This window comes from Paenibacillus popilliae ATCC 14706 (assembly GCF_000315235.1).
GTDB lineage: Bacteria > Bacillota > Bacilli > Paenibacillales > Paenibacillaceae > Paenibacillus_B > Paenibacillus_B popilliae.
In genome coordinates, this window is sequence record NZ_BALG01000042.1 from 1 (window position 1) to 16,939 (window position 16,939).

Annotated in this window: 21 protein-coding genes; 14 read left to right on the forward strand and 7 right to left on the reverse strand. The window is 51.3% G+C overall.

The features are described 5' to 3' along the window. The first annotated feature begins 344 nt into the window (after positions 1–344). Complete coding sequence (locus PPOP_RS23840) at positions 345–455, forward strand: putative holin-like toxin (protein ID WP_234399685.1); 111 nt, start codon at positions 345–347, stop codon at positions 453–455. Positions 456–616: 161 nt separating this feature from the next. Here PPOP_RS23840 and PPOP_RS20035 read toward each other — a convergent pair whose 3' ends face one another. Then, the gene (locus PPOP_RS20035) at positions 617–844 is read right to left on the reverse strand and encodes a helix-turn-helix domain-containing protein (RefSeq protein ID WP_006284938.1); all 228 of its coding nucleotides are present in this window, start codon (positions 842–844) and stop codon (positions 617–619) included. 260 nt (positions 845–1,104) lie between these two features. Between PPOP_RS20035 and PPOP_RS04745 the strand changes: the two genes are divergently transcribed. The 5 genes from PPOP_RS04745 (at position 1,105) to PPOP_RS04770 (ending at position 4,690) form a co-directional block, all read left to right on the forward strand. Continuing rightward, on the forward strand, positions 1,105–1,347 hold the full coding sequence (locus PPOP_RS04745; protein WP_006284939.1) for a helix-turn-helix domain-containing protein: 243 nt from the start codon (positions 1,105–1,107) through the stop codon (positions 1,345–1,347). A 49-nt stretch (positions 1,348–1,396) separates the two neighbouring features. Continuing rightward, complete coding sequence (locus tag PPOP_RS04750) at positions 1,397–2,098, forward strand: hypothetical protein (protein WP_006284940.1); 702 nt, start codon at positions 1,397–1,399, stop codon at positions 2,096–2,098. Between the two features lie 146 nt (positions 2,099–2,244). Continuing rightward, entirely contained in the window at positions 2,245–2,553 is a 309-nt protein-coding gene (locus tag PPOP_RS21675; protein WP_148277829.1) for a hypothetical protein, read from the forward strand. Between the two features lie 1,389 nt (positions 2,554–3,942). Further along, positions 3,943–4,386, forward strand: a complete 444-nt coding sequence (locus PPOP_RS04765; protein WP_006284943.1) for a GNAT family N-acetyltransferase — start codon at positions 3,943–3,945, stop codon at positions 4,384–4,386. Positions 4,387–4,459: 73 nt separating this feature from the next. Next, the gene (locus PPOP_RS04770) at positions 4,460–4,690 is read left to right on the forward strand and encodes a DUF3892 domain-containing protein (RefSeq protein WP_006284944.1); all 231 of its coding nucleotides are present in this window, start codon (positions 4,460–4,462) and stop codon (positions 4,688–4,690) included. A 70-nt stretch (positions 4,691–4,760) separates the two neighbouring features. On the opposite strand, the gene PPOP_RS04775 is transcribed toward PPOP_RS04770, so the two are convergent. Beyond that, positions 4,761–5,498: an MBL fold metallo-hydrolase gene (locus tag PPOP_RS04775; protein WP_006284945.1), complete on the reverse strand. Its 738-nt coding sequence runs from the start codon at positions 5,496–5,498 to the stop codon at positions 4,761–4,763. Between the two features lie 285 nt (positions 5,499–5,783). Here PPOP_RS04775 and PPOP_RS04780 point away from each other — a divergent pair, with 285 nt between their 5' ends. Both PPOP_RS04780 and PPOP_RS04785 read left to right on the forward strand, forming a co-directional pair. Further along, positions 5,784–6,374, forward strand: a complete 591-nt coding sequence (locus tag PPOP_RS04780; RefSeq protein WP_006284946.1) for a stalk domain-containing protein — start codon at positions 5,784–5,786, stop codon at positions 6,372–6,374. Positions 6,375–6,536: 162 nt separating this feature from the next. Then, positions 6,537–6,845, forward strand: coding sequence for a DUF1292 domain-containing protein (locus tag PPOP_RS04785; RefSeq protein WP_006284947.1), 309 nt, complete (start codon positions 6,537–6,539; stop codon positions 6,843–6,845). Positions 6,846–6,960: 115 nt separating this feature from the next. Here PPOP_RS04785 and PPOP_RS04790 read toward each other — a convergent pair whose 3' ends face one another. Together PPOP_RS04790 and PPOP_RS04795 are read right to left on the reverse strand one after the other, a co-directional pair. Beyond that, positions 6,961–7,377 (reverse strand): DUF1885 family protein, encoded by a 417-nt coding sequence (locus PPOP_RS04790; protein ID WP_006284948.1) that lies wholly within the window; start codon positions 7,375–7,377, stop codon positions 6,961–6,963. 139 nt (positions 7,378–7,516) lie between these two features. Continuing rightward, positions 7,517–8,992, reverse strand: coding sequence for an aminotransferase class I/II-fold pyridoxal phosphate-dependent enzyme (locus PPOP_RS04795; protein ID WP_042227494.1), 1,476 nt, complete (start codon positions 8,990–8,992; stop codon positions 7,517–7,519). Positions 8,993–9,195: 203 nt separating this feature from the next. On the opposite strand from PPOP_RS04795, the gene PPOP_RS04800 reads away from it, so the two are divergent. Then, on the forward strand, positions 9,196–10,374 hold the full coding sequence (locus PPOP_RS04800; protein ID WP_006284950.1) for an MFS transporter: 1,179 nt from the start codon (positions 9,196–9,198) through the stop codon (positions 10,372–10,374). Between the two features lie 151 nt (positions 10,375–10,525). Here PPOP_RS04800 and PPOP_RS04805 read toward each other — a convergent pair whose 3' ends face one another. Next, the gene (locus PPOP_RS04805; protein ID WP_006284951.1) at positions 10,526–11,161 is read right to left on the reverse strand and encodes a YktB family protein; all 636 of its coding nucleotides are present in this window, start codon (positions 11,159–11,161) and stop codon (positions 10,526–10,528) included. A gap of 200 nt (positions 11,162–11,361) precedes the next feature. Here PPOP_RS04805 and PPOP_RS04810 point away from each other — a divergent pair, with 200 nt between their 5' ends. Both PPOP_RS04810 and gndA read left to right on the forward strand, forming a co-directional pair. Next, the gene (locus tag PPOP_RS04810) at positions 11,362–11,958 is read left to right on the forward strand and encodes a hypothetical protein (RefSeq protein WP_006284952.1); all 597 of its coding nucleotides are present in this window, start codon (positions 11,362–11,364) and stop codon (positions 11,956–11,958) included. 164 nt (positions 11,959–12,122) lie between these two features. Further along, positions 12,123–13,535 carry an NADP-dependent phosphogluconate dehydrogenase gene (gene gndA, locus PPOP_RS04815; RefSeq protein ID WP_006284953.1) on the forward strand — a complete coding sequence of 471 codons (1,413 nt, stop codon included), beginning with the start codon at positions 12,123–12,125 and terminating at the stop codon, positions 13,533–13,535. 38 nt (positions 13,536–13,573) lie between these two features. Here gndA and PPOP_RS04820 read toward each other — a convergent pair whose 3' ends face one another. Further along, positions 13,574–13,894 carry a hypothetical protein gene (locus tag PPOP_RS04820; protein WP_006284954.1) on the reverse strand — a complete coding sequence of 107 codons (321 nt, stop codon included), beginning with the start codon at positions 13,892–13,894 and terminating at the stop codon, positions 13,574–13,576. A 214-nt stretch (positions 13,895–14,108) separates the two neighbouring features. Between PPOP_RS04820 and PPOP_RS04825 the strand changes: the two genes are divergently transcribed. Further along, positions 14,109–14,621 (forward strand): shikimate kinase, encoded by a 513-nt coding sequence (locus PPOP_RS04825; protein ID WP_042227495.1) that lies wholly within the window; start codon positions 14,109–14,111, stop codon positions 14,619–14,621. On the opposite strand, the gene PPOP_RS04830 is transcribed toward PPOP_RS04825, so the two are convergent. Further along, the gene (locus tag PPOP_RS04830) at positions 14,618–14,932 is read right to left on the reverse strand and encodes a rhodanese-like domain-containing protein (protein WP_006284956.1); all 315 of its coding nucleotides are present in this window, start codon (positions 14,930–14,932) and stop codon (positions 14,618–14,620) included. The genes PPOP_RS04825 and PPOP_RS04830 overlap by 4 nt on opposite strands. 115 nt (positions 14,933–15,047) lie before the next feature. Here PPOP_RS04830 and aroA point away from each other — a divergent pair, with 115 nt between their 5' ends. Both aroA and PPOP_RS04840 read left to right on the forward strand, forming a co-directional pair. Next, positions 15,048–16,352 carry a 3-phosphoshikimate 1-carboxyvinyltransferase gene (gene aroA / locus PPOP_RS04835; RefSeq protein WP_006284957.1) on the forward strand — a complete coding sequence of 435 codons (1,305 nt, stop codon included), beginning with the start codon at positions 15,048–15,050 and terminating at the stop codon, positions 16,350–16,352. Between the two features lie 42 nt (positions 16,353–16,394). Beyond that, positions 16,395–16,829 carry a CoA-binding protein gene (locus tag PPOP_RS04840; RefSeq protein WP_042227479.1) on the forward strand — a complete coding sequence of 145 codons (435 nt, stop codon included), beginning with the start codon at positions 16,395–16,397 and terminating at the stop codon, positions 16,827–16,829. Positions 16,830–16,939 lie beyond the last annotated feature (110 nt).

Consider the following 16,939-nt stretch of genomic DNA (forward strand, 5'->3'; position numbering starts at 1 on the left):
TGATGCATTAATTATAAACGAAAAAAGGTACGGCTCCTCAATTTTCTTGAGGAGCCGTACCTTTTTTCATGAGAAGGACTTTTTCAGTGGCCTCTTGAATAAAACGGGGCTTCTTGTCTATAATCCACGGACTCTCGAAATATTCTCGCCATATTAGCTGTCTTCTCCCCTACGTGTACTAAAATAGAAAACGCCTGATTTGCGCTTATATTGAGCGAGAGCACGGCCATTATTCGACAAATTCTAGTTTACAGAGTCCAGAGAAATAGGGTATACTTACCATGCAATAGAAAGGCTTTATGGGCGGTCTAGGCTGAACTCTCCCGGAAGGGAGGTGACGCGACATGGAGATAAAAGATGCTTTGACGCTTATGATTGACTTCGGTTTGCTTAGTACTGCATTACTGACGTTAATCTTTACCGTCGTCATTGCTCTTTATAACCATAAGAAATAGGCCGCCCCTCGGGAAAGGATCGCGACCTACTTCGCATAACTTCCAACAGCCGACCGCTCTTAAAGCGGCTATTGCTCGGGAGTCGTGTTCCTCCACGACTCCTTTTCTATTTATATGATAACATAGTGGTTTTTATACGTCTACTTTATTTGGCAACTGTTCTAATCCTCGTCCGGAACATACTCAATCAAGTCTGCAACCGTACATTCTAATGACTTGCACAACAGGTCCAGTGTTTCAAATTGTATCCCGTTCGTATCCCCATTGTACAATTTTGAGATTCCATTTCGATGTAAACCTTTGCCATTAGGATCTTTCTCTTTCGTCAAGCGTTCTATATAAGTTGAATCAAATTTCTTAGCAAGCCGTGGTAAGGAAAAATAAACCATTTATCGAATAAGAAACAGATAAAGAAACGGACAAAGTGGGGAACGCCATGGATAAGCATAATGAACTGGAAAAAGTAAAAGAAGCCATGAAAAAGCCAAGCTACGTATTATAGAAAAGTATTTTTATTATAGGTACCATTTTTGCTCTTAACTTGGCTATATATTATGGGAGGGAATTTAGCTTGATTCGTATGCTTGGCGAATCGAGTTTTTATTTTGCCTTGTAGTTCAGAAAAATGAACCTTTAGGGAGGTGATGTCTTGGTTATCAGTGGAGAGCAACTGCGGAAAATTCGAACAGTTTATCGCGTGTCCCTTGAAGAGTTCGGAGCATTACTTGGAGTCTCCGGACGATTCATTCTTTATGTAGAGAGAGGGGAGCGATTGTTTCCAGAGGAAAGGCAACGACTCTTGGTTTCTGAGTTAAGTCTGACGCCGGAGAAATTATCGAAAATTGAATCTATTTACGATGAAGGTGAGGAGTGCAAAGTTAACATTATCTGATGAAAGGAGCATACTTAATGGCAATCAGCCGTAAAAGCGAGATAAAGGCGTGGAGATTATTACGCCGAAAGGCAAGAGCAGTTTCCTGGAGCTACAGAGGAATGCTACTATCCGTGATGGTGTTGTATATGACGCACAGGGCGTTGATAAATCCCATCGCGCCGAACTTGTCGTAAGAGCAACAGAAAAGCAACACCGAGCTTTAAAAGTGGTGGGTGAGCTGTCTATCCACGAAGTCGAAAACGGCGGGTTTGTGTTCGCGCTGTTTGATAGCTGCCGGACGATGGAGGAATGTTTCCCGTCGCTGAGTCAATCCGATTTAGCCCGTTTGATGTTCATCGGCACTTATACCGGATACAAGGACGGGCGGCTCCAACACGACAACGGGACAATAATCGGACGCAAGCAATTAGAAGCACTAGTCGGAATGAGTCGCGCTCGGTTCTCGGAATTTTATCGCAAACTGATTGCGGAAGAAATTATTCGGGAAGAGGGCGAAGAGCTGTACATGAATCCGAGCGTATTTTATCGCGGCGTCTTAAAGGATTCGGAAAATAAGCTAGAGGAGTTCCAACATACACGGATGTTCCGCAAGACTGTTCGGGAGCTTTACCATGCTTACGGAGGTCGAACAATCAAGCAACTAGCGATCATTTATGCAGTACTTCCGTTCGTTAACTTCCGCTCCGAAATGGAGAGGCCGACCGTTCCGCCTTCACCTCGACATGAAAGGGAACTTGCTTGCGAATAGCCTGACGGCGAATTACGCTAAGATAAATAGTTCAGAATTTAGCGGCGGTCAAATTGTCGGTTCGTCAATCAACGTTGGAAACGGAATGTTTACGGTAGATGCTGCGGGGAACATGTACGCGGGAAACGGGAGATTCCGAGGTACGATTGACGGTACAACGTTCACAGGCGGACTCATCCGAACCGCCGCAAGTGGGCGACGGATTGAGTTGGATCAACGTGGATTCCGCGCTATTGACTCATCCGGCACATCAAGGATATCGATCCAAACGGACAGCGAGCAGGGAATCGCGGGCATTGGGTTCAACGATGCATCGGGAAGCTGGCAAGGGCAGATTATCGGTACATCCGGAGGCTTCCACATTGGCGCACAGCACGGGATTACAGTTAATAGCGGAATCGGGCCAACTGTATTTGAGTCGAGTGTTCAGTTCAATCGAGGAGCCATTGGACTAGACGTATCAAATACGAAGATAGCGACGCTTATAAAGACGACTTAAAGTATATCGAGGACTTGAAATCAAAAAACGAAACACTCGAAAAGGATTGGATGAGGCCATCGGGCAGACGCTTGTTCAATTACACACTGGCGAAGATATGTCGGAAGAATAGTCGTGGAGCCGTCGGGGAATCAGCGTTCCTCGCGGCTCTTTTCTTCGTTTATAGTACCGCATATATAATAGAAGGAAAATTTACGGGGTGGCGCTTTCTGGACTTGCGGGGTGCCGTTCCTAGGCGTATAATTAACGGTAATCGAGTGAGCAAGCACCGATTCCGTTGAGTCTCGAACTTCACGGAATCCGCGTAGAATATGCCGTTTCGACTCCCGTAACCGTATTCGGGTGGACTAACGATGGACAGCCGTTTTACAACCGCATCTTGACAGGGTGGGGGTCGGCGGTTCGAGCCCGTCTCAGAACACCATACGCATATTATCGCGTCGTATCCACGTTTGTGGGCTTTCGACTATCGTTGGACTAACAGAGGACAGTACGCAGGGTGAAGTGCCTACGCTTTCGCAGGGCGAGACATTGATTCAGGCGCGAATACATACGAGGGATGCTTCTCATTCGATTCATTTCGAAAGAGAGGCGTTTTTGTTTTGGAAGACTATAATCATAAAAGAAAATGATTCAAAACGGCGCGCACGAGTAGCACTCGGATCAACTTACTTGATGCACAGTCGGACCGGTTTTAGCACGCAATACTTTATCCATCAGGTCAGGTCCTTCGAAGGGCGAAAGGAAAGGGGCGCTATCTGGGCGAGCAGGTTTACAATCAGGAGATTCAGGGAAAAATACCCAATATTGTTTTTTCAAGTTGCGGGGCATTCGGAGGTATTACGGATGAATAATCGCATGCAGTGGCTGGTCTTTGTGGCTGCGTTGCTGAGTGTTCTATTGATTGTTGTCGGCTGTACCGCCTGGGCTCGCGGCGCGGCTCCCTTCCCACAGCCGGATCGTTTTGGACCGTCTACTCCCGTTATTCAACAGGATGTGTATGGAACACGCGTCCGGTCCCGTGTATATTCGCCTTAACCGAGAGCCTGACACAAAGCCTTGTTCCGGTCCAGAAATTCATTTGCTGTGGCGTGGGAACAAGGCCGTTATTATGATGATTAGGGCTTGGCGTCGTCGTCGGCGCCCTGCTTTTCTTCACGGGCTTGATCGGTATCAAGGAATGTGGTGACCATTATAGAGTTCAATGCGTTTCCTCCTTCAAATCGCTGTGAGATCGATCACAACAGACTATGCATGAAATCTTTTTTATATAATGATATCTTATCTTAAACCAAAAAATGTACATAATTTTAACAATTGGTTGACAAGAGAGGAAGGTGCAGCTATGGCAGCAGAAGTGATTGAAGTAAAAACCGAAGGACAGCTTCAGCAATGTTTGGAAATTCGTAAGGAAGTATTTGTGGACGAGCAGAAGGTGCCGTTGGAAGAAGAAATTGACGAGTTGGATCACCTGGATGCAAAAAGCAATCATATCCTTATAACAGTAGACGGACAAGTCGCGGCGACCGGGCGGATGAAATGGCTGGATGAGACGACAGCAAAAATGCAGCGCGTCGCTGTATTGAAGCCGTTCCGCGGGATCGGGATCGGCCGTTCGCTCATGGTTGCGTTGGAGCAGCTTGCCCGTTCCATGGGGGCGGAGAAGAGTATGTTAGACGGGCAGTGCCAGGCAGAAGGATTTTACTACTCTCTTGGCTATACGACCGTATCGGAAGAGCCGTTCTACGATGCAGGCATTTTGCATGTCCGTATGGAGAAGAAGTTATAATATTCCCCCAGTTCTCCGGGCAAGCTAAGATGGTATGCTTGGTGCAGAATATCTTCTTCAGGAGGCGTAGGGAATGAACAACCGGGAGACGATCGTAGCTGTGCAAAAGAACGGGGATGGCGATCTGAGCGCATTCCAGACGAGCACAGGAAGACATCTGTCCTACGAACAGGCTCTGGATGAGGTTCAGGCAGGAAATATTGCCGGAGTCAATGTCTTTAAAGGCAGAGACGGAGGGATGTATTTGCGCGGCGAGGCAGATGGAGACCCGACGAATAATTTGGATAATCTGCCGCTGTTCTGACAGCAGGAATGGCACGGTAATAGAACACCGGCAAGCAGTGCATGTCTCGCTGCTTGCCGGTACTACGTTGTTATGGAATCTCCATAAGTTCTTGCTGCTTTACGAACCTCATTCGCCCCGTTTTGCCTTCGAAGGTATCCTGCTCATCTCCATAATGCATCAGCCACAGCCTCTTCTGAATGAAATCCGGCAAGGTGAGCAAATCGTCAAGTCCCGTATGCACCTCGGCTTTCCCGCGCAGTTGGCAGTCGTGGAAGATGGTCGTTACGCCTTGCTTCTCAACGAGCCAACGAAGCAGATCGGGTTGGAACTGCATATCTGCGCTGTAAAAAAACGTATCATTGAACAGAAAGGAGAAGCTTCGTTTTCCTGGGATATGCGGGGTTTCCAGCAGCTTCACGTTCAGACCGGACAGCGGCTCCGATGTCTGTCCAGGTTCTAGCGGATGCACCTCGAAGGCATCCTCCAGGCAGGTCAAGCCCTCTTGTGTCACCCCCCCCTTGAGTGTATGCTCCCAGAGCGGAGCAATAAGCGGGGCAGCGATGAACAGCTTCGGCTTGCGATGGTATCGGAATTTCATCTGAAATGCGTATTCCTCCAGCCCGCCCACGTGATCACCATGAATATGACTGATGAGGACGCCGCCTAATTCATCGAAGGATACACCCAAGTGGTACAAAGCTTGCGGCGCGGTGATGCCGCAGTCCACCAGCAGCTTGCCGATTTTTGTATATATTAGCGCATTATTATTGAAATACTTTTTGGCAAAAGCACTTCCCGTGCCAATCATTTGTATGCGCAGTGTCATCCAATCCCTCCGTAACCATCGGTTTACGCCCATTCCGTCGACAATTTGTCACGCTCGTTCTCGTTTAAAAGGCTTTTCATATCTATTTTTCTTTAGCTTAGTATACACCTGGGCGATAAAATAAAAAACAGCGCCGTTGAAAACGGGAAGGGGACGTAAATGTTGTTTTAAAAAAATCATTTATTCATTTTGCAAAATGGCAACGATGTTATTAACAATTTTTTTCCGCAACTCTCCATGCTTAGCTGAGTATAACTTAACAATTAACCAGTTGGAGGTATCGCGATGAATTACAGAAGAATTGTAGCATTGGCTCTGTTCGGTACCATGATGAGCGGGACATTCGCATCGGCACAAATATCGGCACAAGAGGCTGAACCGGCTGTCGTGCAGGGGGAGAAAGTTCAGGTCGTGATGAACGGAAGCACGATTCAGGATGGGGGCATTATGGTTGAAGGACGGGCGTTTTTGTCCGTACGCCAATTAAGTGATGCGCTGCAAGCGTTCGTCACTTGGGATGATGCCAGCAAGAAGGTTGTCATCGATAAGCCCAATGTGGATTTGCTGTTATTTAAAGATAATTCATTGTTCGGCAAAGTTCCGACAGGCAAGACTTCTTTTACTGTATTGGCACAGATCGATAGTCTGAACACGTCAGTGGACACGATAAAGTTTACAATCACTGATCCAAAAGGAAACGAGACGGACATACAGGAGTCACCCGTCGAGGATAATAAGGAAGATAACTTCTGGTTCCGCACCAATGAATTCAAGTACGATTTCAAGACGAAGGGCGACTATCTGATCTCCTGCTATCTGAAGCAGAAGAACGGGGAATATACGCTGGTCTCGCAGAAAAAGCTGCCGACTGTCTAATGGCGCCAGTTCCATTGGCTTCACAATAATATGAACCTACTGAACGGATCATCCGCGCTTACATACAAGACATCGCTCCTGCTTCGTTGACCTGCTTATCAGAAAGTGGTACGATACGGAAGTATAACCAACCCATTACCTGAAACCAAAGGAGATTCACGCATGAGCGAACATCAACATAATCATGACCAGGACTGCGGCTGCGGACATGATCACGAACACGACGAATTGGTCATCACATTAGTAGATGAAGAGGGCAATGAGATCGATATGGCTCTTGTTGAGACGTTCAATGTAGGCGAGCAAGTATATGCTCTGTTGCTGGCACGGAACAATCCGGAAGCGGATGGCATCATTGTGCGCGTTGACGAAGAGGATGAAGACATGGTACTGAATCCGATTGAAGACGATGAGGAATGGGAGCGGGTGCAGCAGGCTTACGATCAGATGGTTGCCTCCCAGGAAGACTAATCTGAACAAGCAACTCTTCAGCGGCCCGTTCGTTGAAGATGATGAAGCTCCGAGCGTCCGCTCGGAGCTTTTTTGCTGCTGCTGTCACCTATGTAAACTGCTGCTTTCATTCGTATTATTTGCGCGGATTGAAGTACATGGTCCTGCCGTTGAACAAGGTCAATTCAGCCTTCCATTTCTTTGCCAAACATTTGCACAGCTCGTTGCCTTTCGATTTGTCCCCATGGGTCGCTCCATCCGGGAGGACGACCTGAACGTGGGAACGGGGCGGATCCCCCTCCTTCGTTCCGGTACCGAACACGATATAATGATAGCGGGGAGAGGTTCCCTTTAGGTAGAACCAATGCTCTTCCTGTTCGGGCTTCGACTCGATGGCGTACGGGAACGCGGCGTCGGCGTATTCCCATCCCAGTTGCTCTCCGGTCAAGCTGGTCTGGTGTCGGTAACGGAGAAGCTGTTCTTTCAGTTCTTCCAGCGTGACGGATGATACGGCCGATCCTTCCACAAATGTAATGAATGCGCTTTGGCTCATCCTTCCACCTCCATGCAACCTCAGATCATCCTTATCATATCATCGCGCCCTTTTGTTGGCAATATTAACATAAGGCAATGCAAATACCGATCTATTTCTAATACAGGACAAGCCGCCCTTAGCTGGACGGCCTGCTGCTTTAAAATATCGCGGTTTCTTCCACAATGACTTTAACATACTCTATAGTTCGGTCTTCCGGACCTTTGACCGGTAATCCGATGTTGACGTGGTCCCGGATGTAATCGATATTTTGCTGCGAAATGACCTCACCCGGCAAGAGAATCGGAATTCCGGGCGGATAAATATAAATAAACTCGGCAATAATGCGTCCGGCAGACTCCTTGAACGGGACGACTTCTGTAGCGGCATAGAACGCATCCCGCGGAATCAGCGAGAGCTGCGGAATTTCCGGTATTTTGACGATAAGCTCCTGCACCTCATTTTTCTCGAAATGCGTTGCAGACAGCTCCCGCAGAGCTTTCAGCAGTATACCTATCGTTTCCTTGGAATCGCCTGGCGTCACGAGACACAAAATATTGTACATATCACTGAGTTCTACTTCGAGCTGGTAATGATCTCGGAGCCAATTTTCCGTCTCGTAGCCCGTGATGCCAAGATGGCGTACATGAATAGTCAGCTTGGTCGGATCGAAGTCATAGGTCGCTTCGCCGCCAAGAATGTCTTCCCCGAAGCAGTACAAGCCCGGAATCGCGTTGATTTGCACTCTCGCTTCCTCGGCCAGCTCAATGGTGCGCTCCGCGATCGCGTGGCCGTTCAGCGCGAGGTTACGGCGGGATGTATCCAGAGAAGCGAGCAGTAAGTAGGAAGTTGAAGTCGTTGTCAGCATGCTGAACATGGTCTGAACCCGGTATGGGTTGACAAGCCCGTTCTTGACATTGATATTGAGAACCGAGCTCTGGGTCATGGAGCCTCCTAGCTTGTGAACGCTGGTTGCCGCCATATCCGCGCCCGCTTCCATTGCCGAAATCGGCAGCTTCCCATGAAAGTGGATCAGCACGCCATGAGCTTCATCGACCAGCACCGGCACGCCGTAGGAATGGGCCAGGTCGACAATTTCCTTCAAATTGGCACAAATGCCAAAATAGGTTGGATTGATCACCAGGACCGCTTTCGCATTTGGGTGCTTCTCCAACGCGCGGCGGACGGAACGGGTCGTGATGCCGTGATCGATTCCGAGATTAGCGTCCCTTGCCGGCGATACGAACACCGGGCGCGCCCCGGCGAAAATAATCGCCGTCATAATCGATTTATGGATATTGCGAGGCACGATAATTTTATCGCCGGGTGAACAGACGGACATAATCATCGTCATGATGGCCCCGCTTGTGCCTTGTACACTGAAATACGTATAATCTGCGCCGAAGGCATCCGCAGCCAAGTCTTGCGCTTCGGCGATAACGGCTGTCGGCTGGTGCAGATCGTCCAGCGGAGCAATGTTGATCAAATCGATAGAGAAGGCGTTATTCCCGAGAAAGTCCCGGAATTCGGCATCGCTGCCGGCGCCTTTTTTGTGCCCCGGAATATGAAATTGAACCGGATTCCGAGCGGCATGCTCCTTCAAAGCGGTAAAAAGAGGTGTCCGATGGTGGTTCATCGCTGTAATCACAACCTTTCTTGCTGAAAATGCAGATGTGTTTGTCCACCTTGACGCAAACAATGATAAGTTTAACAAAAACGTTTCGGAATGCAAGCAGTTTTTCCGAGCTGCGAGAGAGTGTGACATTTGTCGCATTTTAGTCATTTTCGTTGATAACCAATTATGTTAGGATGAACGTATACATAGGAGGGAACTGTGTCATGAAAAAACAAATGACTGTCGTCGTGCTCATGCTGATAATGGTATTTATCGGATTCGGTATCGTCATTCCGGTTCTGCCGATGATGATTACCGATGCCGGCGCGAACGAAGTGCATCTGGGGTTGATGCTCTCGCTGTACTCGCTCGTATCGTTTATTCTGTCCCCGTTGTGGGGAGCGTTATCAGAAAAAGTAGGCAGACGCCCGATCATCCTCATCGGAACGCTTGGCTTCAGCGCCAGTTACGGGCTGTTCGGACTGGCAGACGGCTCGCTGTGGCTGATGTATGCCTCCCGCTTGCTCGGAGGCTTGTTCTCCGGTGCGGTGACCGCCGTCATCGTCGCGTATGTAGCGGACATTACGCCGCCGGAACGGCGGACGAAGGGAATGGCGATGGTCGGCATGGCGATCGGTCTGGGGTTCACGTTCGGTCCTGCATTCGGGGGCATCATCAGCAAGCTCGGACATAACGCGCCCTTTTTTGCCGCATCGGCTTTCACGCTGCTGACCTGCTTGTTCGGCTTCGCCCTGCTGCAGGAATCGCTGCCGAAGGAGAAGCGGATGCGGCCGCGCGAGGCGGCGCCTTCCCGCTGGACGGCCTTTACCGGCATGATGAAATATTTGTATGCACTGTCCTTCTTCGTGACCTTTGCGCTTGCAGGGCTGGAGTCCACCTTGCTCTATTTCCAGGCGGCCCGCATTCCGGATATTACGGCCGTGGACATTGGCTTTATGTTCTTCTACTGCGGTCTCGTCGGCGCGCTCGTTCAGGGTGGAATTGTCAGACGGTATATCAAGAACGGAGCGGAAAAGAAGACGATCGGTGCCGGGCTGGTCATTTCCGCGCTCGGCTTTTTCCTTCTGCTGCTGTCATCGAACATGGCGAACGCGACAATATTTTTATGCGTCTTTGGAATCGGTAACGCGCTGATCCGGCCATGCGTCACATCCCTTATCACACAGAAGACGACAGTCAGCCAGGGGGTCGCGTCAGGTCTCCATTCATCCATGGACAGCTGCGGCCGGATCGCCGGACCCGTTCTGGCCGTCGCCATCTTCAAATGGAACGTCGATCTGCCATATATCGTCGGCGGCATTCTGTGCCTGGCAGCCATCGGCCTGCTCGTTCGCTTTTCGGTGGCGGAACGGACGAAGGCTTCGGCCGGAACTTCCATGTAGTCCCTCCAACCTGGACGGCTCTCATATGATTGGAACCAAGGATAAAATAAGGGTGATTCTCCCACCTGAGGGCAAGGGGGTCCCCCTTTTCTCTGATGCTGCGGCTTGTCCGGTTGGCCATTGTGCCGGGCAGGCGAAGTTGGACTGGAGCTTACGCTTCCAGGGCCAGCTTGTACAGCGGCATCAGCGCCGTCAGGGTGTGGCGAGCCAGCGCCATGAACGCTGCGCCGTCGGAAAGCACCGGATCGTGCGCGACGATATTCCGCCCGACGAGCCACTCCGCCTGCTTAACGTCGCGGAAGCGGACAAGCATCTTCTTCAATTCCTCATCGCTGATATCGTCGAGGCGGACGTTGTCTTTTTTCATATGATCTATCGAAATGACGAAGTCGGCCGGGACAAGCGAGCGGAACCGCTTCGTATCGCTCAGCATCATGCTCGCGATATTGCGCTTGTTCGCCACTTCATAGATGAAGGCAAGCCATATGAACACATGATCATCGAACAGCCCGACCTGGAAATGGGGCAACGATTTGTATCCGCGCTTGTTCGGACCGATGGCGAGCCAGGTGTCCTGCGGCGGATTGACCGTGCGCCGGGCATGCTTCGCGATATGTAAAAACATCTCTTGACCGCTCTGCACAGCGGCGTCGCCGACAAGCTCTTCGCCTATCGCTTGGAACTTGGGCTGGATATGTTCACGGATTCCTTCCATGCGGGCTTCGAGCCCTTCGGTAAGGAAGACCTGGAAGTCGGGTGCGTTAAATCCGGTAAATGGTGTGCTCATCGTTTTCCTTCCTTTCATGGTAATGCGCCTGTTCGGAGCTTGCCCATTGATGGCTCGATCTGCCTGTCGTCAAGTACGCCAGAGGAGGTAAGCCGATTATACCATAATCTGCATCCACTTGAGCGTTGCGAGCAATTCGAGTCAATAACCAAGTTGCCGAATCATAAGATGGAGTATACGATATCGTAAGGAGGGATTGCGTGAACCGCAGTGATGAGGTCGAATACCGCAATCTAGAGCTGCGATTTGACCGTCGGCAAATCCGAAACCTTATTCGGGATCTGATACAGGAAGGCTATTCTTTGTATTGGAGCGAGAATGAGACATTGTTTATCGTGTCTATCCGAACAGGGAGGAAGCTGGTTAAATTGCGTTTTCAACGCTTTCGGGATCGGTTCAAGCTGGTAGGCGACTATACGATACGCGATGAGAAATTATCCGAATTCATGGAGCGAATGATCGGGCATGTGTGCGGCCATGCGGTCGTGCGGCGATGCAGGGACAGACAGGTGCTGGTTGAAAATATTATGTTCGGTGAACGGATTCGCCTCGTGGAGATATGCGGACCCGAGCAGCGGGTGCTGTACCAGAAGCCGACGGTCATTACAATGGAGGAGATGGCGCAGGCCTTCGCGTCTACGCAGGCGGAGGAACGGATGGGCGAGCTTCGGCTTGAGGTTGATTATGCGCTGTCGGAATTGCATGAAGCGATGCGAACGAATGATGCGGAGAAGGCGGCGGACGATAAGGAGAGACTCGAGATGCTGCGTCTAGAAATACTTCAACTGGAATGGTAATGATACGCTGCAGCCTTCGGAGGCCGGGAACCCAATACCCTGGATTACACCGTTCCTCCCGCAAGATTTATATAGGGCGGAATGTTGCAGGGTGTATTCCTGTGCGGTACAATAGGCGTAATGTTACGCTCTATCAAATTATAGATAAAGGGTGGAAGGACCATATGATGAAGAATTCAATTGGTGTCATCGGCCTTGCCGTAATGGGCAGAAATTTGGCGCTTAATATCGAAAGCCGCGGGTTTGCCGTATCTGTCTACAACCGTTCACGCGAGAAGACGGATTCGCTTCTGCAAGAGGCGGCAGGCAAGCAGTTGACGGGTACATATACCATTGAAGAATTCGTGGATTCCCTGGCTGTGCCGCGTAAGATCCTGATTATGGTTCAAGCGGGACAGGCTACCGATGCGACGATCGAACAGCTTCTGCCTCATCTGAATCAAGGGGATATTATTATTGACGGCGGAAATGCCCACTTCCCGGACACGCAGCGCCGCAGTAAATATTTGGAGGAAAAAGGCTTCCGCTTCATCGGAACGGGCGTATCCGGTGGGGAAGAAGGAGCGCTGAAGGGGCCGGCGATTATGCCGGGCGGTCAGGAGAGTGCTTACAAGCTGGTCGAACCGATTCTGACCTCCATTTCGGCCAAGGTCAACGGAGATCCATGCTGTACATATATTGGTCCGGATGGAGCGGGCCACTATGTCAAGATGGTTCACAACGGAATCGAATACGGCGATATGCAGTTGATCTGCGAAGCATACCACCTGTTAACGACGGTGCTTGGCGTCGAGACGAAGGAGCTTCATTCCATCTTCACGGAATGGAATAACGGGGAGCTTGATAGCTACCTGATTGAGATTACAGCCGATATCTTCTCGAAGGTTGACGAAGAGACGGGCAACCCGATGGTGGACGTCATTCTTGACTCCGCCGGGCAAAAGGGCACGGGCAAATGGACAAGCCAAAGCGCGTTGGATCTTGGCGTGCCGTTGTCGATGATTACGGAATCGGTATTTTCCCGCTTCCTGTCCGCCTTGAAGGAAGAGCGCGTCGCTGCGAGCAAGGTGCTGCAAGGTCCGGCAACCAAGCCATTTACGGGCGACAAGGCTGAATTTATCGAAAATGTGCGCAAGGCGCTCTATACGAGCAAAATCGTATCTTATGCACAGGGATTTGCTCAAATGCGTGCCGCATCCGACGAATTCGGCTGGAATCTGCGCTATGGCGATATCGCGATGATCTTCCGCGGCGGCTGCATTATCCGCTCCCGCTTCCTGCATAACATCAAAGAAGCGTATAACCGGGATCCGGAGCTGAAAAATCTGCTGCTTGATCCTTACTTCAAAAATATTGTGGAATGCTATCAGGATGCATGGCGTCATGTGGTTGCCACGGCAGTCGCTTACGGTGTGCCGGTACCGGGCTTCGCGAGCGCGCTCGCTTACTTCGACAGCTACCGCACAGAACGGTTGCCTGCGAACCTGCTTCAAGCCCAGCGCGATTACTTCGGCGCCCATACGTTCAAGCGCGTCGATAAGGAAGGCAGCTTCCACTATAACTGGTTGTCCGTATAAGGAATCATAACGCCGGGCCCGTGTGGGTCCGGCGTTATTTACGGGTTGCCTTGCTGGTCCAGAAGCCCGTATGTTGCTTCGGCCAAATCTTGGCGGATATGTTCCGATTTCTCGCTGAAGCTTACACCGTGAATGAGAAGCAGGGAAATTTCAGAAAAATAGCGGAAATTTTGCAGAATTCGTTCCGGACCGAGACGCACCCATGCTTCATCCTGCTCGGTAAGCTTGCTTTTCACGAAGTTCAATACCCACACGATGTCTTCTCTGCACAGAGGATGCTGCGTGTCCATAATACGGGCCATACGGGTGGATACGCTGCGCTGGGTGGAACGGGAATCCGGGGAGGGCAAGGTGGACATGCCGATTCACTCCTACGCGGCCTCATCGATTGCCGATCATGCCTTTACCTTCCTATCTGGCAAGACGCATTGCATCGGCTCAAGGCGCACACATTCTTATTACCATCATCTTTATGTCGAAGGCAGTGATTTTATACATGGCGCCATTGTCGAACGGAAGATACATATGCTATCATATGGGAAGTTTACGCCAAGCAGGACGGGGGATACCAGCATGAGCAATCGAACGATTGTCCTTATCGGATTTATGGGAACCGGGAAATCAACTGTTGGAGCACGGTTGGCTGAGCAGTTGAAGCTTCGCTTCCGCGATTTGGATGAGGAGATTGCCAGCCGGATGGGAAGGCCCATTCCGGATATTTTCGCAGAGCGGGGGGAGGCTTATTTCCGAGATCAGGAGGGACGCATTCTCTCTCTGCTGCTGGGAGAGGAAATTTCTCAGATTATCGCTACCGGAGGCGGGGCCGTCTTGAAGGAAGAGAACCGGAAGCGCATGAAGGAGCAGGCGACCGTGATTCATCTGACAGCAGAGGAGGCGACGATCGTGAAGCGGGTCCGCCAGGACCGGAGCCGTCCGTTGCTGCAGGGAGATGTGGAGGAGCGGGTTCGCCATTTGATGACGGAACGCCGCGGGCTGTACGACTTCGCCCATCTATGCGTACCGACGGACAGCGAGTCTGTGGAACAGTTGTGCACTCGAATCCTCTCTTATATTGAACGGAATTAGTCGTCGGATTCCAATACGCTCCAGGAGAGCATGCCGCCTTCCAGGTTTACGGCATTGACCCTGCCGAGGCGCTGCAAATATTCGCACACGAGCTCGCTGCGGTAGCCGCTGCGACAGATGAAGATGGCCTCTTCCGTCGGCTCAATCTCTTGAAGCCGCTCCGGAATCTGGTTCATTGGAATATGCTTGGAGCCGGGAATCATGCCTAGGGCAACTTCCTCATCCTCGCGCACATCGATTATGTTTAACGCTTCGCCGCGCTGCAACCGACTTCTCAGCTCTGCGGCCTCGATTGTTTTGATGGGTGTCATTTGGGAACAAGCATCCTTTCTCAACGGGAATGATGGAGTTGCTCCGGCTCTTGAAGCCGGGCGCTCAGTGAATATATTCAATATTATACGAATAAATGTAAAGGAGTGGAAGCGCATGGACGTTATCGTAAGGCCGACTTCCCGGCTGCAAGGGGAGATTCAGGCATTGTCATCCAAAAATTACACGACCCGGTATTTGCTTGCCGCCGGATTGGCGGAAGGGACGAGCACGATATACTATCCGGCCCACAGTGAAGATAGCGATGCCATGCGCCGCTGTCTGTGTGGACTTGGCGCGGTGCTGGAGGAGGACGAGGAGAAGCTGGTCATTACGGGCTTCGGACGCCGTCCGCAACTGGCGGATCCGGCACGTGAACTGAATGTGGGCAACGCCGGAGCGGTGCTGCGGTTTTTGATGGCCGTTGCCGCTTTGCTGCCGGAGGTGAATTTCATCAACGCCTACCCGGATTCGCTAGGGAAGCGGCCGCATGACGATCTGATTACGGCGCTCACTCAGCTCGGGGTGAGCGTGTCGCATCGGGATGGCAAGCTGCCGATCACCATTCGCGGAGGGGAGCCGAAGGGCGGACATATCTGCGTATCGGGAAGCGTCAGCTCCCAGTTCCTTAGCGCCTTGCTCTTCCTCACTCCGCTCTTACACGAGGACAGCGTTATCGAGGTCGTGAACGATCTCAAGTCCAAGATTGTCGTAGGCCAGACGCTGGAAGTGCTGGCTCAGGCGGGCATTCGTATCGACGCCCGCGAAGATCTGATGGTTTTCCGGGTGCCGGGCAACCAAAGCTATGAAGCGAAAACTTATGTCGTGCCAGGGGATTACCCGGGCTCGGCCGCCGTTCTGGCGGCGGCGGCCGTCGTTCCTTCCGATATCGTCGTCAAAGGCTTGACCGAGGACAGCAAGCAGGGAGAGCGCGCGATTGTCGACGTGCTGCATAGGATGGCCGTGCCGCTGGAGCATACGAATTCGACGGTTCGGATCCAGGGCGGCGGACCGCTAAAGGCGGTGGAGTTCGACGGAGACGCGGCAACCGATGCCGTGCTCGCGATGGTGGCGGCCGCCGTCTTCGCCGATGGAACCTCGCGCTTCTACAATGTAGAGAACTTGCGGTACAAGGAATGCGACCGCATTACTGATTATGTTGCCGAGCTGCGGAAGGCCGGCGCGGATGTGGAGGAGCGGCAGGCGGAGATTATCGTGCACGGGAAGCCGCAAGGCATAGCTGGCGGCGTCGAGATCAACGCGCATTACGATCATCGGGTCATTATGGCTCTCACGGTAGTCGGGCTGCGTGCGCGCCAGCCGATTCGTATTCGCGATGCCCATCATGTCGCCAAATCGTACCCACAATATTTTGAACATTTGCAAGCGTTGGACGCACAGGTGGAATGGGTGGAAGGATAACCTATGCCATTCCGGTTAGGACAGTGAAAGGAGTGAATGCAAATGAGCTATGAGCACCCGCCCCAAGAAGAGATTCGCAAGCTGCTGAACGAGAGCAGCACGATAGCCGTTGTCGGCTTGTCCGATGACCCGACGCGGGTATCCTATATGGTTGCCGAAGCGATGCAGAAGAAGGGCTATCGGATCATTCCCGTTAACCCGAAGGCGGACAAGATCCTTGGCGAGACTTGCTATCCCTCGCTGACAGACGTACCGGTTCCAATCGATATCGTGAACGTGTTCCGTCGTAGCGAATATTGCGCCGACGTTATGCGGGAGGCGGCGAAGGTCAAAGCGAAGGCCATATGGATGCAGCAGGGGATTGTCAATGAAGAAGTGGCCCGTATCGCGGCAGACAACGGCATGTTCTGCGTCATGGACCTGTGCATCAAAGTACTGGATTCGATTCTGCTCCCGCATGGGAAGACCGTATCTTAGCCAAAACCGGGGCAGCTCGCCAGGGGTTCTCGTCCTATGCGGAACGAGAACTCCCGGCTTCTGCCTTTTTAATTTTGACAAAGATCTGCGAAGCCCTTACCATTCTTGAT

What these genes read in the sequence shown, in the direction of transcription:
- PPOP_RS23840 (WP_234399685.1), top strand. Translation starts at nt 345, where the DNA reads ATGGAGATAAAAGATGCTTTGACGCTTATGATTGACTTCGGTTTGCTT.
- PPOP_RS20035 (WP_006284938.1), bottom strand. Translation starts at nt 844, where the DNA reads ATGGTTTATTTTTCCTTACCACGGCTTGCTAAGAAATTTGATTCAACT.
- PPOP_RS04765 (WP_006284943.1), top strand. Translation starts at nt 3,943, where the DNA reads ATGGCAGCAGAAGTGATTGAAGTAAAAACCGAAGGACAGCTTCAGCAA.
- PPOP_RS04770 (WP_006284944.1), top strand. Translation starts at nt 4,460, where the DNA reads ATGAACAACCGGGAGACGATCGTAGCTGTGCAAAAGAACGGGGATGGC.
- PPOP_RS04775 (WP_006284945.1), bottom strand. Translation starts at nt 5,498, where the DNA reads ATGACACTGCGCATACAAATGATTGGCACGGGAAGTGCTTTTGCCAAA.
- PPOP_RS04780 (WP_006284946.1), top strand. Translation starts at nt 5,784, where the DNA reads ATGAATTACAGAAGAATTGTAGCATTGGCTCTGTTCGGTACCATGATG.
- PPOP_RS04785 (WP_006284947.1), top strand. Translation starts at nt 6,537, where the DNA reads ATGAGCGAACATCAACATAATCATGACCAGGACTGCGGCTGCGGACAT.
- PPOP_RS04790 (WP_006284948.1), bottom strand. Translation starts at nt 7,377, where the DNA reads ATGAGCCAAAGCGCATTCATTACATTTGTGGAAGGATCGGCCGTATCA.
- PPOP_RS04795 (WP_042227494.1), bottom strand. Translation starts at nt 8,992, where the DNA reads ATGAACCACCATCGGACACCTCTTTTTACCGCTTTGAAGGAGCATGCC.
- PPOP_RS04800 (WP_006284950.1), top strand. Translation starts at nt 9,196, where the DNA reads ATGAAAAAACAAATGACTGTCGTCGTGCTCATGCTGATAATGGTATTT.
- PPOP_RS04805 (WP_006284951.1), bottom strand. Translation starts at nt 11,161, where the DNA reads ATGAGCACACCATTTACCGGATTTAACGCACCCGACTTCCAGGTCTTC.
- gndA (WP_006284953.1), top strand. Translation starts at nt 12,123, where the DNA reads ATGATGAAGAATTCAATTGGTGTCATCGGCCTTGCCGTAATGGGCAGA.
- PPOP_RS04820 (WP_006284954.1), bottom strand. Translation starts at nt 13,894, where the DNA reads ATGTCCACCTTGCCCTCCCCGGATTCCCGTTCCACCCAGCGCAGCGTA.
- PPOP_RS04825 (WP_042227495.1), top strand. Translation starts at nt 14,109, where the DNA reads ATGAGCAATCGAACGATTGTCCTTATCGGATTTATGGGAACCGGGAAA.
- PPOP_RS04830 (WP_006284956.1), bottom strand. Translation starts at nt 14,932, where the DNA reads ATGACACCCATCAAAACAATCGAGGCCGCAGAGCTGAGAAGTCGGTTG.
- aroA (WP_006284957.1), top strand. Translation starts at nt 15,048, where the DNA reads ATGGACGTTATCGTAAGGCCGACTTCCCGGCTGCAAGGGGAGATTCAG.
- PPOP_RS04840 (WP_042227479.1), top strand. Translation starts at nt 16,395, where the DNA reads ATGAGCTATGAGCACCCGCCCCAAGAAGAGATTCGCAAGCTGCTGAAC.